Genomic DNA, 26,257 nt, shown 5'->3' on the forward strand with positions numbered 1-26,257 from the left:
GCCTCGGGGCCTGCCACTCCCGAAACGAATCTCTATCTTGAGAAGCATGGGAGGCCAAGCAACGCCGGACCAAAGGACACCGACAAATGGCCAAGAACATTTTCCGTACTGCATTCGATCGCGTCATCGAAGCTCGTGAGCGCCAGGTGCGCCGCTACGTAAACGGCGCTCTGCTGTCGTTCGACGACGAAACGCTGAAGACGCTCGGTCGCCGCCGCGAAGACATGGTTCGCGAAGGCTCTTCTTCTTTCCCGTTCTAATCTTTGAACTGGTGGAAGCGGAGCCTCCGGCAGGCCTCAGCTCAAATGCAAAGTGACCCAGCCCTCGCGCCACAAGGTCTTTCTGTGGGCGAGGGCTTGGACGTTATAGGCGGACAGCACTTTCCAGCGCTGCTCTGCAAGAATGCCCGACAGGATGACGCTGCCGCCGGGCGCGAGATGGCGCACGAGTTCGGGCGCCATTGAAATCAGCGGTCTTGCCAGAATGTTGGCGACGATGAGGTCGAACGGGCCTTCGTCCTTGAAGATCCGGGACTGAAAGCTGGGCGCCGTGCGCATCTTGATGCGTGCACCGACTTCGTTCAGCGCGGCATTTTCTGCCGCGATCTTCACTGCAATCGGGTCGATATCGGTCGCGACGACGCGCGCGTTGCATAGCTGCGCGACGGCTATGGCGAGAACGCCGCTGCCGGTCCCGAGATCGAGCGCGCGCTTCGGCTTGCTCCGTCGCACCACCTCGTCGATCATTTCCAGGCAACCGGACGTGGTGCCATGATGGCCCGTGCCGAAAGCCTGGCCGGCATCGATCTCGATCGGCAGGTCACCGGGCCTGATCGCGGCGCGATCATGCGAGCCATGCACCAGGAAACGACCGGCGCGCACGGGCTTCAAGCCCTCCAGAGACTTGCTGACCCAGTCGATATCCGGAACGTCTTCGTATTCGATCGCTAACGCGCCGAAGTCGGGCTCGAGCACCGCAGCCACCCGTTCGCGCAAATCCGCGATCTCGCTCTCGTCGGCGTAGATCGATGCTTCCCAGACATCTGCCTTCTCATCGATTTCCGACGTGGCGACGGGAAAGCCATCCTCTTCGAAGGCGTTTGAGAGAATGTCGAGGATGCGCGAAGCTTCAGTTTCGCTCGTTTTCACGAAGAGGCGCTTTTGCGACATGAAGATCCTGCGTCCGGGCGTCGCTTTTTCAGCTCAGCCGCCGATGAGATTGCGCAGTTTCTGTACAGCCGTGTCGGCATTTTCGCCATAGGCGATGGTGGAGCGGAAGCGGCCGTTTTCGTCCAGCAGGAATACCGACGCCGTATGGTCCATCGTGTAGTCGCCCTCTGGATCGTTCTCGTCGAGCGGGACCTTGCGCGCGTAGACGTTGAAGCCCTGCACCATCTCGGCGACCGCGCCCGGCTCGCCGGTGATGCCGCCGATGCGATTCGAAACGTTGGAGAGATAGCCGGAGAGAAGCTCCGGAGTATCCCGTTCCGGATCGACTGTCACCATGTAGGCGTTGAGGTCGTCACCCTCTGGGTCGACCTGCTGCATCCAGCCATCGAGTTCGAACAGCGTCGTCGGGCAGACGTCTGGGCAGTGGGTGAAGCCGAAGAAGAGGGCCGTCGGCTGACCACGGAAAGCTTCCTCAGTGATCTCCTGGCCCGATGCGTCCACGAGCGCGAAGTCCACGCCATAGGGCTCCTCGCCGCCCGGCCCGGCGGTGCGGGTGAACTGATAGCTCACCCAGGCGAGAACGCCGGCGAAGATGATGACCAGTGCCCATAGAGCAGTGCGGAAGAAAACCATGCGCGTCGATGCCTTCAGCGGCTTTGTTTCGAGCCTGATCTAAAGGCAGATCCCTATAATGTCAGTAGGATAAATGGGCGCAGCCGTTCACAACCGCGCTATAGGCACCAAGCGAGACCGTTCTGGACCATGGCAACGAACATGTCCGTGCCATAGGCCGACCAGCCGGCAAAGGCTGCGCCGGTCATCACCGCCGAGAGTGCGATCGCGACGATGAGCACGCGATTGTTGATGTTGGTTCCGTCCATGGCGCTAGATTAGCGCGGCTTGCAGTTGCGCGCCAGTCGGGGTGCGCTCTTGCCGATGCTCCGTCGAGCCACTAAAGGCCGGCCATGGACGATCACGATGACCTTCTCAAGGACCCGACACCCAAGGTGCACGGTAGTGCCACCGTGCAGGACTGCACGTTCGGCCGGTTCGTGGTGATCGGAGAACGCGTCGTGATGCGCGATGTGACCGTAGGCAACTACTCCTATTTCGAGCGTCATGGCGAAGCGATCTACACCGATGTCGGGCGGTTTTGTTCGATCGCCGCCAATGTTCGGATCAATGCGCTCGAACATCCGATGGAGCGGGTGACCACGCACAAGGTGACCTATCGCCCGAACGAGTTCTTCCGCTTTCACGGCATTGATTATGAGTTTCGCGATCGTCGCCGCTCGAAGCGTGTGACGATCGGCCATGATGTGTGGATCGGTCACGGGGCCGTGGTGATGCCTGGCGTCACGATCGGAACCGGTGCCGTGGTCGGCGCAAACGCCGTCGTCACGCGCGACGTCGACCCCTATACCATCGTCGCCGGCATGCCTGCCAAGCCGCTCCGGACACGGTTCGAGAAAGCGATCATCGATCGGCTGCTGGCTCTCGCCTGGTGGGACTGGCCGGATGAACGCCTGCACGCCGCCATTGCGGACATGCAGACGCTCGACATCGAAGACTTCCTCGACAAATGGGAAGTCGCTGGTGGTTAGGACCAGTCGCGGCAGACATATTTGACGTCGGAGAACGCCTCGATGCCATGGCGTGAACCTTCGCGGCCGAGGCCGGATTGCTTCATGCCGCCAAATGGGATTGGCGCGCCGGTCACTTTCGTTCTGTTCACCCCGATCATGCCGTATTGCAGCTTGCGCGACAGCCGGTAGATGCGGGCAGGCTTCATCGTGTGGACATAGGCGATCAGCCCGTACTCCGTGGCGTTGGCCGCTTGCACCACTTCGTCCTCGCTGTCGAATGCCGTGATGGCGGCGACCGGGCCAAAGGTTTCCTCGCTCATGATCTTCGCATCGGCTGGGACGTCGGCAAGCACGGTCGGCTCGAAGAAGAGGGGACCGGCTTCGTGTTTCTGGCCGCCGCACAGTACTTTCGCGCCTTTGATACGGGCGTCTTCGACCTGTTCGACCTGCTTTGCGATCGCAGCCTCATTCATCAGCGGTCCGATGTCGGGATCGTCCATGCCGGAACCGACGGTCAGCGCCTTCGTGCGCTCGGCAAAGCGCCCGCAGAATGCGTCATAGACAGGGCGTTCGACATAGAAACGGTTGGCACCGAGGCAGTCCTGTCCGGATGTCGCGAATTTGGCCTTGATCGCCTCGTCGACGGCCTTGTCCAGATCGGCATCGGCGAAGATGATGAACGGCGCGTGCCCGCCAAGTTCCAGGCTCAGCCGCTTGATGGTCGGCGCGCTTTGCTCATAGAGCAGCCGACCGATTTCGGTCGATCCCGTGAAGGACAGCGCTCTGACCCGCGCGTCGCTTGTCCAGGTTCCGACAATCGATGCCGGCTCGCCGATCGCGACGTTGAACCCGCCTGCCGGGAAGCCGGCGCGCTCTGCCAGAACGGCGAGCGCCAAGGCCGAGATGGGCGTTTCCTTGGAGGGGTGGATAACCACTGTGCAACCGACCGAGAGTGCAGCAGCGGCCTTGCGGGTGATCATGGCGATGGGGAAATTCCATGGCGTGACGAGTGCTGCCACACCGACCGGCTCGCGCCAGACCTCGACTTCTGCCGAGGGTAGATGCGAGGTCACGCTCATGATGTCGGGGCGTCGGGCTTCCTCGGCAAAGAACTCGATGAAGGATGCGCCGTAATCGATTTCGCCTCGGGCCTCGGAAATCGGCTTTCCCTGTTCCAGCACCATAATGCGGGCGAGGTCTTCCTTGTTCGCCAGGACGAGGTCGTACCAGCGTCGGAGGATTGCCATGCGGTCCTGGGGAAGAAGGTCGGCCCATGCATCAAAGGCAGCGTCTGCGGCATCGACAGCTGCGCGCGCGCCATCGGGGCCCAGCACCTGGAAGGTGGCGATAGTCGATCCATCGGCAGGGTTGCGCACATCGAGCGTGGCACCGTCCCCGCCGTCGACCCATTGACCGCCGATGAAGGAACGGTCGCGATAGAGGTCGGGGTCGGTGAGTGTAAAGCCGTGAGGCGTAATGTCCGTTTGCGCGTTTGCCGTATCGATTGCCGAAGTGGGCTTCGACGTCTGGTCGATCATATGGTCTTCCTCGCTGTCTGGCCTGAAATCGGGCGCAAGACTGCAGGAAGCGGCCATGGGGCACAACCCTTGGCGGCAAATCGACTTGGAAGGGCGTGCACTACTTCTTTTCGAGAAGCAGCGTGCCCTCCTTCTGAAGCCGGCCCTTGATGGTGGTTGCGAGCGAGGCGAGCAGCCATGGCAGGTCGAGCTCGAGCTTGACGACGTTGTCCTCGACATCGAGCCGGCCCGAAATCGTCTGGCCCATCATGCCGGCCTTGAAATCGAGATGATCGCCGGACCACTCCTGCTCGACGTTCACGGCGCGACCGGCCACCTGCTCGTGAACACGCTGCAGACCGCCTTCCAGCCGCTGGCGTGCCTCAAGCTTCGTCAAACGGTGGGGGATCTCGACGGTGACGGTCTCTGCCATGGTATCCAAGCGCCTCGCGTAAACGGTATCTATCGCATGTGGCGATTTTGGCGCTGGATCGCAAGTCTCATTCAGGCATCGTCGCGGTGATCTTGATGGAGGCATACCAGGCCGACAGATCCGATATCTGTTCGTCCGTCAGGTTCTTGGCAACCACGCTCATCATCTCATTTTCGCGCTCGCCACTGCGAAAGGCCTTCAGCTGCTTTTCGAGATAAATCTGGCTTTCGCCGGCGAGGTTCGGCGCGATCGGGATTTGCGCGATGCCGTCGAGACCATGGCATGTCCGGCACTGGCCAGCCAACGTGCGGCCTGATGCTGCATCCTGCGCAAGTGAGGGGGAGGCGATAGAGCAGGCAACGATAAGTGCCGTTGAAGCAACGATGTAACGCATGTTTTTGATCCTGGCTGAGAAGGACGGCGGGCATGATGCTGCCCGCCGCCGGAACGCATTACTGGGCCTGGGGCGCCTCGTAGGAGATGCGGTAGATCGCGCCTGCCAGGTCGTCCGAGACGAGAATGGACCCGTCCCTCAGCTGCGCCACATCCACCGGACGGCCGAGATATTCCCCGTTCTCGTCGAGCCAGCCTTCGGCGAACGGTACGGTCTCGCCGACATTGCCTTCGGCATCGACGGGGGTGAACATCACGCGTGCCCCGACCGGCTCGGTACGGTTCCAGGACCCGTGCTGGGCCGAGAAGATGCCGTTCTTGTACTCATCCGGAAACTGGTTTCCGCTGTAGAACATCATCCCGAGGTCGGCTGCGTGCGCTTGCATCTCGACGACGGGCATCACGACGTCTGCAGGGATCTCGGCATCCTTGTATTCGTTGGTGCGGATCGATCCGCCGCCATACCAGGGGAAGCCGAAGTTCTGGCCGGCTTCGGTCTGGCGGTTGATCTCACCGGGCGGGATGTCGTCGCCCATGCCGTCGACTTGGTTATCTGTGAACCAAAGTTCGCCGCTCTCGGGGTGGAAATCCTGGCCGACGGAGTTGCGCACGCCGTGGGTGTAGACTTCGCGATCCGAGCCATCCTGGTTGACGCGAATGATGCCGCCGATGCCTTGCTCGTTGTAGAGATCCATCTTTTCAGCCGGCGGCACGTTGTAGGGCTGGCCGAGCGACACGTAGAGCTTGCCGTCCGGCCCGATGTCGCAGACGCGCGCGGTGTGGTTGTAGCTGACTTCCTCTTCCGGCACGAGTTCACCATCGGCGATGACCGGGACGGCGACGACGTCCGGACTCTCGTAGAAGAATTCAGCGGCCGGGTACTGCAGAACGCGGTTCTGCTCGGCGATGAACAGCACGCCCTCAGGAGAGAAGCAGGGCCCGTTCGGGATCGCCTTGGCGAGCGACGGCGCGAAATTCTTCACTTCGTCGGCAACACGGTTCTTGTCGCGATCGGTGACGGCCCAGACTTCGGTCTTGCGGGTGCCGACAAAGACGACGATGCCCTGCGGTCCGACGGCCATGTGACGGGCATCCGGCACGAGGGCATAGAGATCGATGGAGAACCCGTCGGGAAGTTCGATGCGCTCGAGCGTCGAGCGGATCGCATCGGCACTTTCGCTGTTCTGATCGACGGTAATGAACTCGGTGGTGCCGGTGGTGCGGAAGCTGCCAAGCCGCTCCAGCGTGTCGTTGGATTGTGCGAAAGCGGGCACGCAATAGGCAGCGCTTGCCGCCAAGGCGGCACAGATCAATCTGGTCTTCATGTTTTCCTCCAAAGACCGGTGCTCCACCACCGGGTGCAAGAATTAGCGGCCAGATTGCACAACCCGTCAAGGCGGTAATTCTGCCGCTTTGGTACAAGCGCGGATCAGCGCCGTCGCACGGAAATGGATGTGCGCCTTCTGATTCGGCGCTCTTCTTGGGGCAGGCGCGCTCATCCTGCGAAACACTGGCTTGGGATGTGCCGAATCGGGACCGCTCGCCCACGCAGGCCTGTTCAAGATAAACCTTTGGTAACCTGCTATATTTGATGGGTGTCAAACCATGGGGGCTGGTGATAAAATCTATGCTGTCGGGCTGGGCGGCTAAACTGTGACGAGTACTCTGAAGCGGAATGCTGCGTCATATTGGGAGTCCCGGCATGTCCGAGATTGATAATGAAAATAAACTAAGACTGACAGGCGCGATCGTGAGCGCATATGTCGGCAAACACTCCATTCCATCGTCGGAATTGGCGGCTCTGCTGCAAAACGTCTATGCATCGCTCGATCAACTGGCCGCCGGCGAAGTGCCTGCCGAGCCGCTTGTGCCGGCTGTCCCCGTCGCCAAATCGGTGACTCCGGAATACATCATTTCGTTGGAAGACGGCCGCCGGTTCAAATCGCTGAAGCGCCATCTGGCTGCACAATACGGTCTTTCACCCGAAGAATACCGCGCTCGTTGGGGGCTTCCGGCCGATTACCCAATGGTTGCACCGAATTACGCCGCAAAGCGTTCCCAACTGGCGAAGTCCATGGGATTGGGGCGCGAAGCCCCACGATCGGCTCCTCCGCTGCGCGCGGTCGAAAGCCAGTAAATCTTCTCAAGCATGACGATGCGAAAGGCGGTCGCACACCTGCGGCCGCCTTCGCGTCATCTGTGTCAGCAGTTGGCGCGAATGCCTTCCTCGTCCTCGGCCGCACGTGCCGTCTGGCAGGCTGCCGAGCGGGTCGCGTCATTCACCGTATCTTCGGCCGAATTCAGAAAATCACGTGCAGCTTCACCCGCACGATCGATGGCAGGGCCGACGGCCTCGGCCGCGTCCTCGGCTGCGGAGCGCGCGGCTTCGCCCGTCTCGCGCGCAGCATTGCCGATAGCGTCCATGGCTTCGCCGGCTTCGCGCGACGTATCGTTGTCTTCGACGCCGGGAGCCGTGGCGTTCCCGGTCTGGCTGGGATCGTCACCGCAAGCAGCCAGGCCGACGAGCGCGGCAAGCAGAATGGGAAGGGCACGGTTCATGATCGGTGGTCCTTAAGCAGTTGTTTTAGCATGAAGTGCTCAAGAACGCGCCTTCGCGCATCCGGTTCCAACGGCCGATGCGGAAGGCGTTTTTAGATTTGTGCTCAGACGGGTGTGACGAAGCCGTCGAGCACGCGCTTCTGACCGGCCTTGTCGAAATCGATCGTCAGCTTGTTGCCTTCGATCGCCGCGACATTGCCGTTGCCGAACTTCATGTGGAAGACGCGATCGCCGATGGAGAAGGCGCTGGGTGTGTCCGTCGTCGATTTCGCGACGAGTTCGCCTTCGATCGTGCGCACGCCGCGTGGCCCGCTTTCGCCATAACCGACGCGCTCGACCTGATGGCCGGAGCGGCTGCCCCAGTTGCGACTTGTGGCATCTGTTCGGTTCGCCTGGGCGCGTTTCCAGCCAGGTGTTTCGTAGGTGGAGGCGAAGATCTCCGGGTTGTCGAAGCGCGACGCACCATAGGGGTTCTGCCGTCCCGCCGAGAAGCCGGACGAGCCGCCACCAAACCGGTTGTAGCCGCCATAGGACATTTCCGCTTCGGCTACCTCGACATGGGCTTCAGGCAACTCGTCGAGAAAGCGCGATGGAATGGTCGATTGCCACAGCCCATGGATGCGTCGGTTGGACACGAACCAGAGATGGGCACGTTTCTTGGCACGCGTCAGACCCACATAGGCGAGCCGCCGCTCTTCCTCGAGGCCGGAGCGGCCACCTTCGTCGAGGGAGCGCTGATGCGGGAAGAGACCTTCTTCCCAACCCGGCAGGAATACCGTTTCGAATTCCAGGCCCTTGGCCGAGTGCAGCGTCATGATGCTGACAGCATCCATGTCTTCGTTCTGCTCGGCATCCATGACGAGCGCGACATGTTCGAGGAAGCCGCGCATGGACTCGTAAAAATCCATCGAGCGGATGAGTTCCTTGAGGTTTTCCAAACGACCCGGCGCTTCGGCGGATTTGTCGTTCTGCCACATCTCGGTGTAGCCAGACTCCTCCAAGATCCGTTCGGCCAGCTCGGTATGCGGCGTGTTTTCGAGTGCTGCCGACCAGCGGGTGAAACCCTCCACCACGTCGCGCAGGCTCTTGCGCGCCTTGGGCTTCAATTCTTCGGTCTCCACGAGATCGCGCGCGGCGGCGATCATCGGGATATCCCGGGCGCGGGCGTAATCGTGCAGCTGTCGGATCGTCGCGTCGCCAAGGCCGCGCTTCGGCACGTTCACGATCCGCTCGAAAGCGAGATCGTCGGCAGGCTGGCAGACGGCGCGGAAATAGGCCATCGCATCGCGGATTTCCTGCCGCTCATAGAAGCGCGGGCCACCGATGACGCGGTAGTTCAACCCCATCGTCACGAAGCGATCTTCGAATTCGCGCATCTGGAACGAGGCGCGCACGAGGATCGCCATGTCGTTCAGATTGTGCCGGCGGCCATTGGCGTCGGGGCGCTGTAGCTGCTCGATCGTTTCGCCGACCGCACGGGCTTCTTCCTCGGAGTCCCACGCGGCGTGAACCTGAACCTTTTCGTGCTCCGGGTCGGACTGTTCGGTGAACAGCGTCTTGCCAAGACGCCCCTCATTGTGCGCGATCAAATGGCCAGCTGCACCAAGGATATGCTCTGTCGAACGGTAATTGCGCTCCAGGCGGATAATGGTCGCGCCCGGGAAATCCTTGTCGAAGCGCAGGATGTTGTCCACCTCAGCACCACGCCAGCCATAGATCGACTGGTCGTCGTCACCGACGCAGCAGACATTGACGCTGCCGCCGCGCTGGCCTGGTTCCTTTGATTGGGGGCGTTGGGCGAGCAGGCGCAGCCACATATATTGGGCCGTGTTGGTGTCCTGATACTCGTCGACCAGCAGGTATTTGAACTTGCGGTGGTAATCCGCCAGCACATCCGGATTCGCCCTCAGCATGCGGATCGGATGGCAGAGCAGGTCACCGAAATCGCACGCATTCAGCGTCTTCAGGCGGTTCTGGTAGGCCTCATAGAGCTCGCGGCCCTTGCCGTTGGCGAAGGCACGTGCGTCGCCTTCGGGGATCTCGTGCGGCGCCATACCCTTGTTCTTCCAGCCGTCGATCATCTGCGCGAACTGGCGCGCGGGCCAACGCTTGTCGTCCAGACCTTCGGCTTGAATCAACTGCTTGATCAGGCGCACGACATCGTCGGTGTCGAGAATGGTGAAATCCGAGCGCAGCCCGACAAGCTCGGCATGGCGGCGCAGAAGTTTCACGCCGATAGAGTGGAAGGTGCCGAGCCAGGGCATGCCTTCGACGGCACCGCCGACGAGCATTCCAACCCGTTCCTTCATCTCGCGGGCGGCCTTGTTGGTGAAGGTCACCGCCAGAATCTGCGACGGGAAGGCGAGGCCGGTCGCAAGGATATGGGCGATGCGCGTTGTCAGCACGCGCGTCTTTCCCGTGCCGGCACCCGCGAGCACCAGCAAGGGGCCTTCGGTCGTGACGACGGCCTGTCGCTGTTCGGGGTTGAGGCCAATCAGATAGTCGGGGGCCGGTGCCGATTGATTGCGCGCGGCCATGGCGCGCGCTGCCAACCCGGAGGGGCGCTTCACCGGCTCACTGTCGCCGAAGAACGGAATATCGTCGCTGCTGTCGATCATGGCCACCAATGTAGTGATTCGGGCGTCGAAGGCCAGCAATCGACCTCGGTGACCACATTGCATAGAAAAACCGGCGGTCTTGCGACCGCCGGTTCCATTCAGACTCTTCGTTGCAGGTGTTACTGCGCCGGAGCCGGTGCAGGGGCCGTGGCAGGATCCATGGCGCCGCCCGTATCGGTCGCCGGTGCCATCTCGGCGTCCTGCTCGGATGCCTGATCATCGAGATCCATGAATTCCGGAGCGTTTTCCAGATCTTCGCGGGTAGCTTCGATTACCAGTCGGACATCGGTGGAGTCCGGCTGCTGCTCAATAGTGATCATGTCGAAGTTTACGCCGACGTCCTTCTGGCCAATGCCGAGGAAGCCACCAACGCCGACAACTGCCGTGCGCGCACCACCGTCATCGGAGAAGATCAGATCGGTGATCGAACCGATCGACTCGTCTTCCATGTTGTAGAGCGACTGGCCGATATAGGTATTGGCCGAGACTTCGTTCTGCTCCTGCATGGTGATGAACATTTCGCCGGACGGTGCGTCCATCGAAGCGCTGTCGTCCGTCATGGGAGCGGCTGCGCCAGCGTCGGGCGTCGTCGTGTCGTCCGTGTCGCTAAGCATTTCGTCAGCTTCTTGGCTGGCGTCTGCGTCGTCGACCGTGCCGTCATTTGCATCGTTGGTGTCGCCGGTCGTGGTCACGGGAGATACTTCATCGCCGTCCTCGATATCGGCATCCGGCTCCATCTCGTTATCGACCGTGTCGGCGGCGTCTTCCGCAGCGTCGCTGGCCGCGTCACCTGCATCATCGGCGGCTTCGCCCATGCTGTCGGTAGCGTCGTCCATCGTTTCTGCCGGCTGATCCGTCGTCGCGTCAGCGCCCGGAGCAGGCTGTGTCTGAGCGGCTGCCGGGCCGACAATGCTGTCGGTAATTGCGGGATTGGTGAAGGCTGCGCCGGCGAACATTGCCCCCAGGGCGACCGATGTAAGAAGCGTGCGTTTCATGGTCTTCTCCTCTTTATGATCGGCCGGCATCCGTCTGATGCGATTTCACGATTTTGTTATCGGCAGATCGATGCTGGAGGAACGGTGCACATCCGGGTTGGTTCGGCGGCGGTTCGATCAATTGACGGTAACGAAATGAAACAATTTATTACGGAACTTTACTCGCTCGGATGAATTAGGTAGCGTTTTACGTCCGCTCGACCAAGGCGACATCACACATGTCCCAAAGGAGGCCGAACATGGCACGACGCGGATCATCCATGGGTTTGTTCGGGCTTTTCGGCCGATCGGAGGATCTGCGCCAACTGGATGCTGCCTTCCGAGGAGCTGGCCTGCATCCGGCGCTCGTCCCGGAAGGTGCCAAACTCGCCATCTCCAATCTCTTGAAGGATGACAACGGCGGACGATACGCAGACGCTGCCACCTATCCCCATGTCGCAGATCTGGTTGCCTACTGCCTGCTCGGGCACGAGACGTTCGAGGGGGAGGTTGGTCCGGATCGCGCCAGAGAAGTCGAAGATCGCATCGATGCCGCGCTGGAAGCTGGGGAGGGCGTGGATGCGGATCTGATCCTGCTCACGCTGCACTCCAAACTGATTCAGCCGAGCGTCGTCGATCGTTTCGGGTTGAGCGCGGAAGATAACGGGGAATAAAGGCCCCCCGTCACGCGTTCTCATGCGAGCTTTATCGCTCTGAGAGCGTCGCGCCTCACGGCAACAGGAGACAGCATGACATCATCGCCTTCCTCTCGATCGCAGCGCCTAACGCGCCGGATGGTGTTGCGGCGCATGGGTCTTGCTGCCTCGGCGGTGTATGCGGCTCCCCTTCTGACGGGTGTGACGCGGGCCCGCGCTTCGGATGGCTCAGCTGGTTCGGCGGGATCTGGCAGTGGTTCGGGCGTCGTATCTCGGCCCACACCGCCGCGACCGGAAATCGTCGTCGCCACGCCGGATGCAGGCGGTCTCGACCTCATCGCAGCACAGGGCTACGCCCTTATCGAGCGTGCCGCGATCGGTATCGTGACGCTCGAGCTGGGGCGTTTCACGTTGCCGCCGAACCGAACCGTTGCGCAAGCCGAGGCCGAGATCAGCGGTCTCGTTCCGGGCGCAATCTTCGATCTCAACCATCTCTATGTACCGGGCGAACTCGCCTGTGCCGATGGTGATTGCCAGGCATTTCAGCTGATCGGATGGACGGACGACGCGCGGGCCTGCCCGGCAGGGGTGACGATCGGGATGATCGACACGACGGTCAATGCCGAGCACGCGGCACTTGCCGGTGTCGAGCTGAAGAAGGTGCCGGTCCTTGCCGCCGACCGCGCGACGGGCAGCGCCGTCCATGGCACAGCGATCGCGATCCTGCTTGCCGGCGGAAGCGACACGCGTACGCCCGGTCTCCTGAGCGGCGTGAGGCTGGTGGCGGCAGAAGCGTTTCATCGGGCGACCGATGGTGAGGATCGCGCCGACACGTTCGATATCGCGCGCGCGATCGACCAACTTGTCCAACAGGACGTCTCCGTCATCAATATGAGCTTCGCCGGGCCGGCCAATGGTGTGCTCGAGCGCGTGACGGCGGCTGCAACCGAGCGCGGCGTCATTCTCGTTGCGGCAGCCGGCAATGCCGGGCCCCGGTCGGAGCCTCTTTACCCGGCAGCCTATGAAGGTGTGGTGGCCGTCACCGCGGTGGATGGCGAGCGACGCATCTATCGTCGCGCCGTCAATGGCCCGCACATCGATTTCGCAGGCCCGGGTGTTCAACTGTGGACTGCCGCCTCCGTGAGTGGCGGGCGCTTCCGGTCGGGAACGTCCTATGCCGCTCCCTTTGTTTCGGCTGCGTTGGCCGTCGCCCGCGCGCGCGAGCCGGAAACGCCGAGCGCGCAGCTCGTTTCGGCACTTGCCGCGCAGGCTGCCGATCTCGGCGCTCCTGGGCGAGACGAAGTGTTCGGGTGGGGTCTCGTCCAGACGGAAGGCATCTGCCGCTAGGAACATCACCACTCGCCGGATCGGGATGTGGCCCTAATTGCAGCCTATGCTTGTCTCTAGGACACGCGCAGGAGGATGAGCATGACCCGCCCGACCATCACCCAAGACATGATTTCCGCTTACGACGAGTACACCCATCTCACGCTCGACCGCCGAGGGTTCATGGAGAAGCTGACCAAGCTTGCCGGCTCGGGAGCGGCGGCCGCTGCCATTGCGCCGATGCTGGCCGCAAGCAACGCGGCGGCGCAGCAGGTGCCGGAGGATGATAATCGCCTGGTTGCGGAAGACATCACCTATCCGGGCGGCAACGGTGAGATGCAGGGCTATCTGGTGCGCATGCGCGATGCTGCGAACCCCATGCCGTCCGTCATCGTCATTCACGAAAACCGTGGTCTTAATCCGCATATCCGCGATGTCGCACGGCGGCTCGCGCTGCAGGGCTTCCTCGTTCTCGCCCCCGATTTCCTTTCGCCGGATGGTGGAACGCCGGAAGATGAAGACCGCGCCCGGGAGATGATCGGGGCACTGGATGCTGCCGAAACCATCGCCAACGCCACAGCAACCGTCGCCTTCCTCGAAGCCCATGAAAACAGCAACGGAACGGTCGGCGCCGTGGGCTTTTGCTGGGGCGGTGGCATGGTCAATGATCTGGCCGCTGCTTCGGAAGATCTCGTCGCGGGCGTTGCCTATTACGGTCGGCAGGCCGCAGTTGATCAGGTGCCAAACATCCGCGCGGCACTCATGCTGCACTATGCAGGGCTCGATGATCGCGTCAATGCCGGCATCGAAGCCTATGAGGCTGCCCTCAAGGAACACGGCGTCGAATATCAGTTGTTCATGTATCAGGGCTCAAACCACGCCTTCAACAACGACACGTCGAGCGCGCGGTTCGACCCTGTCGCGGCGGCGGTCGCCTGGGAGCGGACGCTGGACTTTTTCAGAGAAAAGCTAGCCACACCTGCCTGACGATCCATCCAGCTGAGAGCCTGAATCCGGCAACTGGTCGAAGTGGCTGAACGGGAATCTGTTTCCGGTTCAGCTGTTTTGTTTTTCCAGCCAGCGCATCAGCCGAAGCTCGGTGTCGTCCATCCACTCCGATGCTGCCCCGCGCGATGGGCGGATGGCTTTCAGCTCATCCCTCAGCGAGCCCTCCTCGAATGTGTCGATCACTGCGGGATGAATATAACAACGGCGGCAGACCGCGCGGGTGTTGCCAAGACGCGACGAGACTGCGTCGACAGCTGCGTTGATCTTGCGGAAGGCATCCGTCTTGGAGGTGGGGGCTTCCAGCTCCGACAATGCAATGGCGGCCAGCCGCGTGCCGGACCACGTCCGGAAAAGCTTCGAGCTTAGCTCCGAGCCGGTGATCTCCCGCAGATAGGCGTTGATGTCATCCGACTTGACCGTAGAGCGTCCACCATCGCCCGTCTCATACTGAAAGAGCTGATGGCCGGGCAGTTCGTGGATGGTTCGGATGATCTTGGCGATCCGCCGGTCGGTATGGGTCAGGTTCCATTCTTTACCGGACTTGCCCTTGAAGCGGAACCGCATGACAGAGCCAGAAATATCGAGATGACGCTTCTTCAGCGTCGTCAGGCCGAAGCTCTTGTTCTGCTTTGCGTAAATCTCGTTGCCGACACGGATCAGAAGATTGTCCAGCATCCAGACCACCGATGCCGTGACCTTCTCGTAAGACAGTGATCGGCGGCGCAGATCGGCATCCACCTGCTCGCGGATCGTGGGCAGCAGCTGGGCGAAGGAGGCGAGTTCGCCGTACTTCGTCGCGTCGCGGGATTCATGCCATTTCGGGTGATATCGATACTGCTTGCGCCCGCGCTGGTCGCGCCCCGTTGCCTGGAGATGGCCAAGCGGTTCGACCGTGATCCAGACATCCTGGTAAGCCGGCGGAATAGCGAGCGACCGGATGCGATCGATGTGATCGCCGGCGCCGAGCTTGTCGCCCTCCGGCGTCACATAATAGAAGCCACGCCCGGCCTTGCGGCGGCGGAAGCCGGGTGTTTCGTCGCTCACATAGATGAGACGCGCTGCCTTGGCATGCTCTTCGGCTGAAATACGCTCTATCATTTCGGTGCTTTCAATTCGACGAAACCTTCGAACCGGCGAAGAAGTGCAAGCACGACAACGCCGAGGAACGTGGCCGGTAGAGCGATCATCCAGTAGCCAAAGCCGATGGAGAGGCCGATCGCGGCGGCGAGCCAGATGCCGGCACCCGTCGTGAGACCTTTGACCTCGCCCTTGGCGAAGACGATGAAACCGGCTGCAAGGAACGCGACGCCCGCAGTGACCGCTTCGATGACGCGCAACGGATCGATTTGAACGTCATTGTCGCCCAGATTGTCGGAGTGGATGACTTCGGTTGCGAGAATGGCGAAGGCGCTGGCAGCGACAGCCACCAGCGCGTGGGTTCGCAGTCCTGCCGGTCGTGACCGCAATTCCCGTTCGAAACCGATCACGGCGCCGAAGAGAAGCGCTCCGACGAACCGTGCCCAGATGACGGGCGCCGGGAGGAAGGTCGAGTGGGTCATGTCGGCGATGATGCTTTCCATTCGCCGCTGAAATTCAGCACCGCATCTATTGTTCCATCAGCGCCCGGGAACATTCACGCGCGTGCGGATTTTCAGGAGATTGCAACTGCTTCCCGGAGATCGACGATGCCTGCACAATCGAAAGCCCAGCAGAAGGCCGCCGGCGCGGCGCTCTCTGCCAAGCGCGGCGACACCAAGAAATCCGATCTGAAAGGGGCTTCGAAAGACATGGTAAAGTCCATGACCGAGAAGCAACTGGAAGAGCTGGCAGAGACCAAGCGCGGGAAGCTGCCGAACAAGAAGAAGTCGTGATCGCCAGCTCTTTTGCGACCGGGGGAACGTGCACGTCACATTAGCGTTTTGTTGAAAACTGTCTCGCGTCAAGGGGAATGCCATGGCTGCACGTGCAATGTGGAAAGGCCAGCTGCGCCTTTCACTCGTCTCCATCCCGGTTGAATTGTACAGCGCCACCAAGACGGGCGCCCGCATCAGTTTCCGCCAGATCCATGAACCGACAGGCAAGCCGATTCGCTACGAAAAGGTCGTCGACGGGCACGGCCCGGTCGATGCCGACGAGATCGTCAAAGGCTTCGAGTACGACAAGGGCAACTATGTGCTGCTCGATCCAGACGAGATAGAAGCGGTGAAGCTCGAGACGCGAAAGACGCTCGAACTGGTCCAGTTCGTCGGATCCTGCGAGATTTCGCCGCTCTACTACGACAAGCCATACTACGTCGTGCCGACCGATGAACTTGCCGAGGACGCCTACCGCGTCGTCCGCGATGCGCTCCGCAAATCCGAAAAGGTGGGCCTCGGCCAGCTTGCCATGCGCGGCCACGAATATCTGTGTGCGATCCGGCCGTGTGGCGATGGTCTGCTGCTGGAGACGCTGCATTATGCTGACGAGATCCGAAAGGCAGATCCGCTGTTCTCTGAAATCAGCGGGGCGGGCGCAGACGAGGAACTCCTCGAAGTGGCGACTGCGCTGATCGACCGGAAGACCGCGAAGTTCGATCCGAAAGTCTTTAAGGACCACTATGCCGACGCCTTGCGCGATCTCATCGATTCCAAGACGAAGAGCAAGACGTCGAAGCGCATCGACACGGGCGACGACGACAAGCCGGCGAAGGGCGGCGACAATGTCGTCGACCTGATGTCGGCTCTGAAGAAGAGCCTGGAAACGTCCGACGGCAAGAAGAAGGCCGCGGCCGCGAAACCAAGCGCCTCTCGTTCCACCAAGACCGAGACGAAAGCTGCGGCGAAACCCAAGGCCGCTCCACGCAAGAAATCGGCTTGAGGGCCCTGATCGATGGCGTCCGCTGATCCGCTTTCAACCTACAACGCCAAGCGGGATTTCACCCGCACACGCGAGCCCAAGGGCAAGAAGGCGCGCACGCGGAAGGACAAGCTCCGATTTCTCGTGCAGAAGCACGACGCGACGCGTCTGCACTACGATCTGCGCCTCGAATGGGGAGGGGTGCTGAAAAGCTGGGCTGTCACCCGCGGCCCGAGCGTCGATCCCGGAGACAAGCGGCTCGCCGTCATGACCGAGGATCATCCGATGTCCTATGGCGATTTCGAGGGCGTGATCCCCAAGAAGGAATATGGCGGCGGCACCGTGATGCTCTGGGACCAGGGCACGTGGGAGCCGCTGCACGACCCGGAAGAGGGCCTCAAGGAAGGCAAGCTGCACTTCAACCTGCACGGCGAGAGGATGACGGGCGGCTGGGCTCTCGTCCGGATAAAGCCGCGCAAGGGCGAGAAGCGCGACAACTGGCTTCTGATCAAGGAGCGGGACGCCGTGGCTGAAAGCTTCGAAGGCGAAACGGGCGACATCATCACCACCGCCAACATGACCAGCATCACGTCCGGCCGGTCGATGGAGGAGATCGCCGCTTCGGCCGACGCCGTATGGTCGTCCAGCGCGAAACCGGCAGCCAAGACCGCCAAGACGGAAGCAGCGCAGGCGAAGCGCGCCAAGCGATCATCAACCATCGCGATGCCGGACTTCGAGCCTCCGATGCTGGCGACGCTCGTCGACGCCGCGCCCGAGGGGGACGACTGGCTGCACGAGGTGAAGTTCGACGGCTATCGCCTGATGGCGGCGATCGGCGGGAAAGGCGTTGCCCTCTACACCCGCACCGGTCTGGACTGGACGGACAAGTTTCCGGACGTCGCCAAGGCGCTCGAAGGGCTGAACTGCAAGAGCGCGCTGATCGACGGCGAGGTAATGGCAAGCGACATCAAGGATGGTGGCTCCGCATTCTCCGCACTGCAGAAGGCGATCAAGGGCGGCGCAGCCAAACGCTTCTTCGCATTCGACCTGTTGGCGCTGAATGGCAAGGATCTGAAGAAGAATCCGCTGATCGAGCGAAAGGAAGCGCTTTCGCAGCTGATCTCCGACAGTACGGCCACAGCCGTGGTGCAGTACAGCGAGCATGTGCGCGGACATGGTCCGAGCGTTTTCCGCTCCATCTGCAAGGCTGGTCAGGAAGGCATCATCGCGAAGAAGGCGGATGCGCCTTATCGCGGCCGGCGCGGACGCGAATGGCTCAAGGTGAAATGCACCAAGCGGCAGGAATTCGTCATCGGCGGCTACTCGAAATCCGACAAGCGCGGCAGGGCTTTCGCCTCGCTTCTTCTTGGAACGCGGGAAGGCGAAAAGCTCGTTTATCGCGGCCGTGTCGGCACCGGGTTCACGGGCGAGACGCTCGAGGAACTCGGCGCGCTATTAAAGGAGCGCACCCGCAAATCGATGCCCTTCGAAAGTGTCGACGCACAGTTCCGTCGTGACGCCGTCTGGGTAAAGCCCGACCTCGTGGCCGAGGTGGACTATGCGGAGCTGACCGATGACGGGCACATCCGCCATGGCTCATTTCTTGGCTTGCGCGAAGACAAGGCGGCGGACGACATCACGCTCGAAAGTGCATCTTCAGACAAGGGGACGGATATGAGCGCGGACGACGAGCCCATCACGCCCAAACAAAATGCGCGCGCCAAGAGCGCGGCTTCGGAAGAAGTGCTCGGCATCAAGATCAGCAGTCCCTACCGCGTCGTCTTTCCAAAGCAGGGCGTCACCAAGATCGACCTCGCCCGTTACTTTGCGGTGGCTGCAGACCGGATGTTGCCTTTCGTTGCCGGTCATCCCGTGTCGCTTGTGCGCTGCCCGCAGGGACGGACCAAGCAGTGCTTCTTCCAAAAGCATGCCAGCGACGGGTTCCCCGCCGAGATCAAGCGAGTGCCGATCAAGGAGAATTCCGGCGATACCGAGGATTACATGGTCCTCGACAGCGCCGAGGCCCTCGTCGCCGCAGTCCAGATGGGAACGCTCGAGTTCCATATCTGGGGCTCGAACATGACCGACCTCGAAAAGCCGGTTCGCATGGTTTTCGATCTCGATCCCGACGAGCGGCTGACTTTCGACGATGTGCGCGAGGCTGCATTTGCCATGCGCGACCGGCTCGCGGAGTTGAAGTTGCAGAGCGTACCGATGGTAACCGGCGGCAAGGGCGTGCACGTGATCGTACCGCTGCAAAGGCGCGCAACCTGGACTGAGGTGAAAGCCTTTTCGAAGAGCTTTGCAACGGCGTTTGCCGAGGAGGAACCCGATCGGTTCGTCGCGACCATGTCCAAGGCGAAGCGCAAGGGTCGCATCTTCATCGACTGGCTGCGAAACGAGCGGGGGTCAACGGCGATTGCACCCTATTCGACACGTTCGCGCGAGGGTGCACCGGTGGCGACGCCGGTTTCCTGGGAAGAGTTGGCGGGTCTGGAGGAGGCCAACTCGTTCCGGCTGCACGACATGCCCGAGCGTCTGGAAGCGCCAGACCCCTGGGCGGACGCGACAGGCTGGCGCCAGTCTTTGACAAGGGCCATGCTCAAGGCATTCTCGGGCTGAACGCAGCTGGTGTGTCGTTTGGACAACGCCGATCGACGCACTCACGGAAAAGTTATGGCAATTGAACGGGCCGCCAAATCACCTCTGAGGCCAGAAAATGGCCGATACATTGCCAACTCGGCGCAAAATCAACCATGATCGCGCCTGAACCGGCGCATTGGTGTCGACGTATTCTCGTCATCGTCTTGGTTACGCGATAGTGCGGCTATCTTTCTTCAGAGTGCGTTCAGGTTCGCCGTCCTATCGCACATCTGTAGAATTTCATTTGCGTGTTAAGTTTGCAGTGCAGCAAGCGAACAACCTTCCGTTTTTGCGGTTTGAGGATCATCAATGTCAGCATTCAAGCAGGGGGCTGTGGCCCTCATCATCGTGGCGGGTGCCGGTTTCGCTTGGCTGAAGCTAGATCCGAGTGCGGTGACGAGGCTTGAGCAGGTCGGGTTGGCGCATCCCGCTTTAACCGCGCTTGCAGCGACCGGCGCTGAGGAATCGGCACCTGCCGCGGGCCCTGGTGGGGCTCCCGGCGCCGGTGGTCGCGGCGGCATGGGTTCGCAGGCGCGGCTTGTCATGACCGAACCCGCGGGTCGGGCACAGGTCAACGACCGATTGTCGGCGATCGGCAATGGCGAGGCTGTGCGCACGGTCAACGTCACGCCCTATGTGACGGGTAACCTCGAAGAAGTCCTCGTTCAGTCGGGACAATCGGTCGAAGAAGGCGACGTCATCGCACAGCTTGCCTCCGACGAGCAGGCCATCGCCGTCGAACGGGCGCGCCTTGACCTGGAAGATGCCGAAACCACGCTGCAGCGGCGCCGGACGCTGCGCGAATCCTCCGCGTCGTCCGTCGCCAATGTCGAGATCACGCAGGCCGAGCTCGCAGTGCAGACCGCACGTCTCCAGCTGCGCGAAGCCGAGCTCAATCTCTCGCGCCGCTCGATCACCGCACCGATCGGCGGCGTCATCGGCATCGTCTCGGTCAATCCCGGCGACTACGTCACGACCACCACGGAGATCGTGCGCATCGACGACCGCTCGGAATTGCTGGTCGATTTTTGGGTGCCCGAACGTTTCGCCAACATGATCGACGTCGGCTTGCCTGTCAGAGCACACGCGATTTCGAGCCCCGATCAGGTGCATGAAGGCGAGATCAGCGCAGTGGACAACCGCGTCGATCTTCAGAGTCGCACGCTTTGGGTTCGGGCGTCGATTCCGAACGAGAACGACCGCCTCCGCGCCGGCATGTCGTTTTCGGTCGAGCTGACCTTCGATGGTGACGACTTCCCGACTGTCGATCCGCTCGCACTGCAGTGGAGCGCGGAAGGCTCATTCGTCTGGCGGGTGGTGGATGGTCGCAGCGAGCGCGTGCCTGTCCGCATCGTCCAGCGCAATTCGGATTCGATCCTGGTCGAGGCCGAGCTGGAGGAAGGCGACAACGTGGTCGTCGAAGGCCTGATGCAGCTGCGCGATGGCGCTGAAGTTGTCACCGTTACGGATGATGCCGGTGAAGAAGCCGGCGATGCGGTCGCGGTCGGCCTCGATGGTCTTCCGGTCGCACGGAATAATCCGGTCACGCCTCCGGCCGCACCTTCGGGCTCTTGAGAGCCCCAATTTTTCGCCGCTTCGATCCTGGACCAGTCTAGGTTTCGATATCAGCCCCGAGACATCGTTCCGAGAAAGCGCATTTGATGAGCCCAACGGAGATCCGCCCCAGCGACGACAAGCGCACGGCCGAACAACTGGCCGACCGTGAGGAAGAGGCGCTTTTTGCCAACCGCTCCACCGGCGGCATCGCGCTTTTCGTCCGTCGTCCGATCTTTGCGTTCGTGCTCAACGCGCTGATCATCGTTGCAGGGCTCGCTGCCTTCGTCGGCATCGAAATCCGTGAATTGCCGGATGTAGACCGTCCCGTGATCACGGTCCGCACTGATTTTGCCGGGGCTGCGCCTGAGACAATGGACCGCGAAGTGACGGAAGTCGTGGAAGGCGCGGTCGCTCGCGTTTCCGGCGTTCGGTCGATCTCCTCGTCGTCGGAGTTCGGCGACAGTCGGGTCACGATCGAGTTCAACGACAACGTCAACCTGGATGTCGCAGCGTCGGACGTGCGCGATGCGATGGGGCGCGCGCTTGGGCGGCTGCCCGATGACGCCGACGACCCCATCATCGTGAAGGCCGATGCGAACGCCCAGGCAATCATGCGATTGGCGGTGACGGCCGACGCCATGAACATCGAGGATCTGACGATCCTCGTGGAAGATGAGGTCGTCAACCGACTGGCCGCCGTGGAAGGTGTGGCCGACGTTCAGGTCTACGGCGACCGCCAGAAGATCTTCCGTGTCGATGTCGATCAGAACAAGCTCGCTGCGCGCGGCCTGACGGTCGGCAGCATGCGGGCGGTTCTCGATTCCGTTTCATACGACGTGCCGGCCGGCTCGCTATCGAGCGCCAACCAGGACCTCGTTGTCCGCGCGACTGCGGATGTCACGACTCCCGAACAGTTCGAGCAGCTCTATATCGACGGGCGCGTGCGGCTTGGCGATGTGGCGACCGTGACGCTTGCCGCCGACGACGGCGCGAGCGGTCTTCGATCGAACGGCCGGACCGGTGTCGGCCTCGGCATCATTCGCCAGGCGCAGTCGAACACGCTGAACATCTCGTCGGGTGTCGCGGCTGCCGTTGCGCAATTGCAGGCGGACGTGCTGCCGGATGACGTTCAGATCGCGATCACCAGCGACGACGCCGTCTTCGTGGAAGGTGCGCTCCACGAGGTCGAGCTTGCGCTTGCCGTGTCGGTCGTCGCCGTACTGGTCGTCATTTTCCTCTTCCTCGGGGATTGGCGTGCGACGCTGATCCCGATGCTGACGCTGCCGGTGGCGCTCATCGGTACGCTCGCAGCAATGTATCTTGCGGGTTTCTCGCTCAACATCCTGACCCTACTCGCCATCGTGCTTGCGACGGGGCTTGTGGTGGACGATGCGATCATCGTGCTTGAGAACATCGTGCGGCGTCGCGCCCAAGGCGTTGGCCGACGCGCCGCAGCGGTCATCGGGACGCGCGAAATGTTCTTCGCCGTGATCGCCACGACAGCGACGCTTGCGGCGGTTTTCGTGCCGATCTCGTTCCTGCCAGGCCAGACCGGTGGTCTTTTCCGCGAGTTCGGCTTCGTGCTCGCCTTTGCCGTGGCCCTATCATCGCTCGTTGCGCTGACGCTTTGCCCGATGCTGGCTTCCTTGCTTCTGACGAAGGATTCGCTGCCGCACATGGAAGGCAGTCGCAAATCGTTGAAGATGCGCATCGCGGGCGCGGGTGCGCAGCTCTACAATCGGGCCTTGGCGACCTGCCTCAATGCGCCATTCATCGTGGTGCTGGTGTCGGTTCTGTTCCTCGGTGCGTCGCTCCTGGCTCTCGGTGGCGTGCGGCAGGAACTCACGCCAGCGGAAGATCGCTCGTTCGCGCTGATGCGCGTTTCGGCACCGCAGGGTGTCAGCCTCGACTACATGGGCGTGCAGGTTCGCAAGATCGAGCAGGCTCTGCAGCCGCTGATGGACAGCGGCGAAATCCGCAACATCTTCACCAATACAGGGCAGGGAGGCGAACCGAACAGCGCGTTCGTGGTGATGACGCTGGCGCCCTGGAGCGAGCGCGAGCGCTCCCAGGCCATGATCGTGGCCGACATCAACGCGGCCGTCGCGCAGGTGCCGTCGGTGCGTGCTTTTGCCATCCAGCCGAATAGTCTCGGCATCCGCGGGGCCGGCAATGGCCTTCAGTTCGCGATCGTCGGCAATACCTACGAATCGCTCGCAGACTCCGCCGATCAGATCGTGCGGCGGCTGGAGGAAGATCCACGGTTCAACCAGGTCCGGCAGTCCTTCGAGACGACGCAGCCGCAGCTTTATGTGTCGATCGACCGTGATCGCGCCTACGATCTCGGTATCGACATCACCGGCCTCTCCGACACGATCCAGGCGATGGTCGATGGGCGGGAGCTCGCGGATGTGTTCGTCGATGGTCGCGCGGTGCCGGTGCTGATCGAATCGACCACGAACCCGATCAACGACCCGACGGATTTGGAAAACATCTTCATTCGCACCGCCGACGGCAAGAACGTGCCGATGGCCACCATCGCAACGGTGGAGGAGCGGGCGATCGCGCCTTCGCTCGACCGCGAGCGTCAGCTGCGCTCCATCACGATCAACGCGGGGCTAGTCGGCGATTTCCCGCTCGGGGAGGCGCTCGGCGAGGTTCAGGCGATGGCGGACGAGATTCTTCCGGCCGGCGAACGCATCATCCCCTTGGCCGAAGCGGCGACGCTGCAGGAAAACTCCAGCGGCATGCTGATCACCTTCGGCTTTGCCATCCTGATCATCTTCCTGGTGCTGTCGGCCCAGTTCGAAAGCTTCGTCAGCGCTCTGATCGTCATGGCGACCGTGCCGCTTGGGCTCGCATGTGCGGTGTTTGCGCTGGTGCTGACCGGAGGCAGCCTCAACATCTACAGCCAGATCGGTCTGGTGTTGCTGGTCGGGATCATGGCCAAGAACGGCATCTTGATCGTGGAATTTGCCGACCAGCTCCGCGACCAGGGGCGCAATGTGCGCCAGGCCATCGAACAGGCCTGCGCCATTCGCCTGCGTCCGGTCATGATGACGATGATCGCGACGATTATCGGTGGTGTGCCGCTCGTGGCGGCGTCAGGCGCGGGCGCGGAAGCGCGCATCGCTCTCGGCTGGATCATCGTGGGGGGGCTGGGTCTTGCCGTTGCAGCGACGCTCTTCGTCACGCCGGTCGCCTATCTGCTGCTGGCCCGGTTCAGCAAGCCGCGCGCAGCTGAGGAAGTGAAGCTGCTCGGCGAACTCGATGCGGCCGCGGCCATGCGCAACACTTAGCAAGACCGGCAGGAGCGCCGCCGACTAGCGGTGCTCCTCCTCGCTCGCCGCAACAAGCCGGGCATTGTAATATTCGAGCGCTTGGACTTGGCTTGCCCATGCGACGAGGGTCGTTCCGCTCTTCTCGTCGAGGACCGGGAGGCGGGAGTGGCCGCCCTGGTCGAAGAGACGTAAAGCGCGCTCCAACGTGTCGGACGATTTCAGGGCATCCGGCTGTTTTTCGCGGTCGAACGAGCCTTCGCTGTCCGGCTCTATCGGCGTCATGAAGTCCATGACCTTGATCGCGTGGCGCAAGGTCTGGTGGGGCCCATCCTGCACGAAGATTCCACGGCTCGCCAATTGCCACTGAAAATAGGAATGGCCGTGGAGCGCATGGTTGATGCCATGGGCGATCGCGACGCACAGCAGCAGCGCGACTGACAGCGCATAGCCGCCGGTCAGTTCGAAGACGATCACCGTCGTCGAGATCGGAGCGCCGAGCACAGAGCCGGCGACAGCGCCCATGCCAAGGATGGCGTAGAGGGAACGGCTAGACGCGAGGTCCGGGAAGAGGGCCGCCGCCACGATGCCGAACGCTCCGCCGGTCAGCGTGCCGAGATAAAGAGCAGGCGAGAAAATGCCGCCGCCGAAGCGGGAGGCAAGCGTGATTGCGGTCGTGATCGTCTTCGCCACGATGAGGACCAGCATCAGTATAAGTGGCAACTGCCCCCACAGCGCGAGATCAGTCACTTCGTAGCCGACGCCGAGCACATGCGGCAGCACCATGCCGATCAAGCCGATCGCGGCACCGCCGATGACCGGTCTCGTCCAGAGCGGCACGGTCATCCGCCGCGCGAGGAAATCGGCTGAAAACAAGGTGAACTGAAAGCCGATGGCGACAAGGGCCGAGACGACCCCGAGTAGGGCGAAGGCTGGGAACTCCCAGTAGGATGTGATGCCATAGGCCGGCAGCATGAAGGCGGCGGCATCGCCGAAATAGACGCGTGACAGAACGCCCGCCACCGTCGAGGAGATGACGATCGGCACGAAGGCACGCATGGCGTAGTGGCCCAGGATGACCTCATGAGCAAACAAGACGCCTGCGATCGGGGCATTGAAGCTTGCCGAGACCGCCGCCGCAACGCCCGCGCCCAGCAAGGTGCGGCGGCTCCACTCCGGCAGCGAAAGATGCCGTGCCATGCCGCTTGCAAGGGTCGCGCCGAGGTGGACGACGGGTCCCTCGCGTCCGGCGCTGCCGCCACTGCCGAGCGAGATCGCGGTGATGATCGAAGACAGAAGGCCCTCGCGAAAGCCGATCGGCCGCCCCGACATTGCGCGTGCTTCGATCACGTCCGCCACGCCTTGCGTGCGTTTCGAGGGCATCAAATAATGCAGCATCGCTCCGACGACGAGGCCGCCGACGACAGGTGCCAGGAAGATGACGTAAGGAGGAACCTCTCGCGCGGCGCTCAAGACGCGCTCCGATCGATCGCCGAGCCACAACAGCTGGACGAGGCCGATCGCCTCGCGGAATGCAATGGCAGCAAGCGCAACCCCGATACCGATCAGAAGCGACAGGAGCCAGAGAAGGGAAAGTCGATCGCGGCGAAAGGCGTTGAAGTTCGGTGCGATCCAACTTTTCAGCAGACGCGGAAGTCCGGCAATGTAATCCGGCAGCACAGGTTTCACTGCTTCCTCCACCAGA

At 62.0% G+C, this 26,257-nt stretch carries 24 protein-coding genes; 11 read left to right on the plus strand and 13 right to left on the minus strand.

Translation table 11 applies throughout. The features are described 5' to 3' along the window. The first annotated feature begins 86 nt into the window (after nucleotides 1–86). Nucleotides 87–260 carry a hypothetical protein gene (locus D5400_RS21080; RefSeq protein ID WP_164527824.1) on the plus strand — a complete coding sequence of 58 codons (174 nt, stop codon included), beginning with the start codon at nucleotides 87–89 and terminating at the stop codon, nucleotides 258–260. Between the two features lie 36 nt (nucleotides 261–296). Here the strand turns inward: D5400_RS21080 and D5400_RS08360 are convergent, their stop codons facing one another. From D5400_RS08360 to D5400_RS21085, 3 genes are all read right to left on the minus strand, one after another. Further along, complete coding sequence (locus tag D5400_RS08360) at nucleotides 297–1,169, minus strand: 50S ribosomal protein L11 methyltransferase (RefSeq protein WP_126009466.1); 873 nt, start codon at nucleotides 1,167–1,169, stop codon at nucleotides 297–299. A 33-nt stretch (nucleotides 1,170–1,202) separates the two neighbouring features. Next, nucleotides 1,203–1,802, minus strand: coding sequence for an SCO family protein (locus D5400_RS08365; protein WP_126009468.1), 600 nt, complete (start codon nucleotides 1,800–1,802; stop codon nucleotides 1,203–1,205). Between the two features lie 98 nt (nucleotides 1,803–1,900). Further along, the gene (locus tag D5400_RS21085; RefSeq protein WP_164527825.1) at nucleotides 1,901–2,050 is read right to left on the minus strand and encodes a hypothetical protein; all 150 of its coding nucleotides are present in this window, start codon (nucleotides 2,048–2,050) and stop codon (nucleotides 1,901–1,903) included. 84 nt (nucleotides 2,051–2,134) lie between these two features. Between D5400_RS21085 and D5400_RS08370 the strand changes: the two genes are divergently transcribed. Next, nucleotides 2,135–2,773 (plus strand): DapH/DapD/GlmU-related protein, encoded by a 639-nt coding sequence (locus D5400_RS08370; protein WP_126009470.1) that lies wholly within the window; start codon nucleotides 2,135–2,137, stop codon nucleotides 2,771–2,773. On the opposite strand, the gene D5400_RS08375 is transcribed toward D5400_RS08370, so the two are convergent. The 4 genes from D5400_RS08375 to D5400_RS08390 form a co-directional block, all read right to left on the minus strand. Beyond that, nucleotides 2,770–4,293, minus strand: a complete 1,524-nt coding sequence (locus D5400_RS08375) for an NAD-dependent succinate-semialdehyde dehydrogenase (RefSeq protein ID WP_126009472.1) — start codon at nucleotides 4,291–4,293, stop codon at nucleotides 2,770–2,772. The two genes, D5400_RS08370 and D5400_RS08375, sit on opposite strands and share 4 nt — an antisense overlap. Nucleotides 4,294–4,393: 100 nt before the next feature. Then, nucleotides 4,394–4,705 (minus strand): polyhydroxyalkanoic acid system family protein, encoded by a 312-nt coding sequence (locus D5400_RS08380; RefSeq protein ID WP_126009474.1) that lies wholly within the window; start codon nucleotides 4,703–4,705, stop codon nucleotides 4,394–4,396. 67 nt (nucleotides 4,706–4,772) lie between these two features. After that, nucleotides 4,773–5,099, minus strand: a complete 327-nt coding sequence (locus tag D5400_RS08385) for a c-type cytochrome (RefSeq protein WP_126009476.1) — start codon at nucleotides 5,097–5,099, stop codon at nucleotides 4,773–4,775. Nucleotides 5,100–5,157: 58 nt separating this feature from the next. Continuing rightward, the gene (locus D5400_RS08390) at nucleotides 5,158–6,423 is read right to left on the minus strand and encodes a PQQ-dependent sugar dehydrogenase (protein ID WP_126009478.1); all 1,266 of its coding nucleotides are present in this window, start codon (nucleotides 6,421–6,423) and stop codon (nucleotides 5,158–5,160) included. Between the two features lie 377 nt (nucleotides 6,424–6,800). On the opposite strand from D5400_RS08390, the gene D5400_RS08395 reads away from it, so the two are divergent. Continuing rightward, nucleotides 6,801–7,235, plus strand: coding sequence for a Ros/MucR family transcriptional regulator (locus tag D5400_RS08395; RefSeq protein ID WP_126009480.1), 435 nt, complete (start codon nucleotides 6,801–6,803; stop codon nucleotides 7,233–7,235). 65 nt (nucleotides 7,236–7,300) lie between these two features. Here the strand turns inward: D5400_RS08395 and D5400_RS08400 are convergent, their stop codons facing one another. The 3 genes from D5400_RS08400 to D5400_RS08410 all read right to left on the minus strand — a co-directional run bounded on the left by D5400_RS08400 (nucleotide 7,301) and on the right by D5400_RS08410 (nucleotide 11,270). After that, nucleotides 7,301–7,657 carry a hypothetical protein gene (locus D5400_RS08400; protein WP_126009482.1) on the minus strand — a complete coding sequence of 119 codons (357 nt, stop codon included), beginning with the start codon at nucleotides 7,655–7,657 and terminating at the stop codon, nucleotides 7,301–7,303. 104 nt (nucleotides 7,658–7,761) lie between these two features. Next, nucleotides 7,762–10,275: an ATP-dependent helicase gene (locus D5400_RS08405; RefSeq protein ID WP_126009484.1), complete on the minus strand. Its 2,514-nt coding sequence runs from the start codon at nucleotides 10,273–10,275 to the stop codon at nucleotides 7,762–7,764. A 119-nt stretch (nucleotides 10,276–10,394) separates the two neighbouring features. Next, entirely contained in the window at nucleotides 10,395–11,270 is an 876-nt protein-coding gene (locus tag D5400_RS08410) for a PRC-barrel domain-containing protein (protein WP_245451484.1), read from the minus strand. Nucleotides 11,271–11,509: 239 nt separating this feature from the next. On the opposite strand from D5400_RS08410, the gene D5400_RS08415 reads away from it, so the two are divergent. The 3 genes from D5400_RS08415 to D5400_RS08425 all read left to right on the plus strand — a co-directional run bounded on the left by D5400_RS08415 (nucleotide 11,510) and on the right by D5400_RS08425 (nucleotide 14,218). Further along, nucleotides 11,510–11,923 (plus strand): hypothetical protein, encoded by a 414-nt coding sequence (locus D5400_RS08415; protein WP_126009486.1) that lies wholly within the window; start codon nucleotides 11,510–11,512, stop codon nucleotides 11,921–11,923. Nucleotides 11,924–11,998: 75 nt separating this feature from the next. Next, nucleotides 11,999–13,252, plus strand: a complete 1,254-nt coding sequence (locus D5400_RS08420; protein WP_126009488.1) for a S8 family serine peptidase — start codon at nucleotides 11,999–12,001, stop codon at nucleotides 13,250–13,252. Between the two features lie 81 nt (nucleotides 13,253–13,333). Next, on the plus strand, nucleotides 13,334–14,218 hold the full coding sequence (locus tag D5400_RS08425) for a dienelactone hydrolase family protein (RefSeq protein ID WP_126009490.1): 885 nt from the start codon (nucleotides 13,334–13,336) through the stop codon (nucleotides 14,216–14,218). 69 nt (nucleotides 14,219–14,287) lie between these two features. Here the strand turns inward: D5400_RS08425 and D5400_RS08430 are convergent, their stop codons facing one another. After that, on the minus strand, nucleotides 14,288–15,337 hold the full coding sequence (locus D5400_RS08430; protein WP_126009492.1) for a DNA topoisomerase IB: 1,050 nt from the start codon (nucleotides 15,335–15,337) through the stop codon (nucleotides 14,288–14,290). Then, nucleotides 15,334–15,819, minus strand: coding sequence for an MgtC/SapB family protein (locus tag D5400_RS08435; protein WP_126009494.1), 486 nt, complete (start codon nucleotides 15,817–15,819; stop codon nucleotides 15,334–15,336). Before D5400_RS08435 ends, D5400_RS08430 begins: the two co-directional genes overlap by 4 nt. A gap of 105 nt (nucleotides 15,820–15,924) precedes the next feature. On the opposite strand from D5400_RS08435, the gene D5400_RS08440 reads away from it, so the two are divergent. From D5400_RS08440 to D5400_RS08460, 5 genes are all read left to right on the plus strand, one after another. Then, on the plus strand, nucleotides 15,925–16,110 hold the full coding sequence (locus D5400_RS08440; protein WP_126012970.1) for a DUF3008 family protein: 186 nt from the start codon (nucleotides 15,925–15,927) through the stop codon (nucleotides 16,108–16,110). Between the two features lie 82 nt (nucleotides 16,111–16,192). Further along, nucleotides 16,193–17,095: a non-homologous end joining protein Ku gene (ku, locus tag D5400_RS08445; RefSeq protein ID WP_126009496.1), complete on the plus strand. Its 903-nt coding sequence runs from the start codon at nucleotides 16,193–16,195 to the stop codon at nucleotides 17,093–17,095. 12 nt (nucleotides 17,096–17,107) lie between these two features. Further along, a complete protein-coding gene (gene ligD, locus D5400_RS08450; protein WP_126009498.1) occupies nucleotides 17,108–19,696 on the plus strand; it encodes a DNA ligase D in 2,589 nt (862 codons plus the stop codon). Between the two features lie 330 nt (nucleotides 19,697–20,026). Beyond that, a complete protein-coding gene (locus tag D5400_RS08455; RefSeq protein ID WP_126009500.1) occupies nucleotides 20,027–21,292 on the plus strand; it encodes an efflux RND transporter periplasmic adaptor subunit in 1,266 nt (421 codons plus the stop codon). 86 nt (nucleotides 21,293–21,378) lie between these two features. Then, on the plus strand, nucleotides 21,379–24,573 hold the full coding sequence (locus tag D5400_RS08460; protein WP_126009502.1) for an efflux RND transporter permease subunit: 3,195 nt from the start codon (nucleotides 21,379–21,381) through the stop codon (nucleotides 24,571–24,573). Nucleotides 24,574–24,597: 24 nt separating this feature from the next. On the opposite strand, the gene D5400_RS08465 is transcribed toward D5400_RS08460, so the two are convergent. Continuing rightward, nucleotides 24,598–26,241, minus strand: a complete 1,644-nt coding sequence (locus D5400_RS08465; RefSeq protein ID WP_126009504.1) for a chloride channel protein — start codon at nucleotides 26,239–26,241, stop codon at nucleotides 24,598–24,600. Between the last annotated feature and the right edge of the window lie 16 nt (nucleotides 26,242–26,257).

Source organism: Georhizobium profundi (genome assembly GCF_003952725.1).
Classification (GTDB): domain Bacteria; phylum Pseudomonadota; class Alphaproteobacteria; order Rhizobiales; family Rhizobiaceae; genus Georhizobium; species Georhizobium profundi.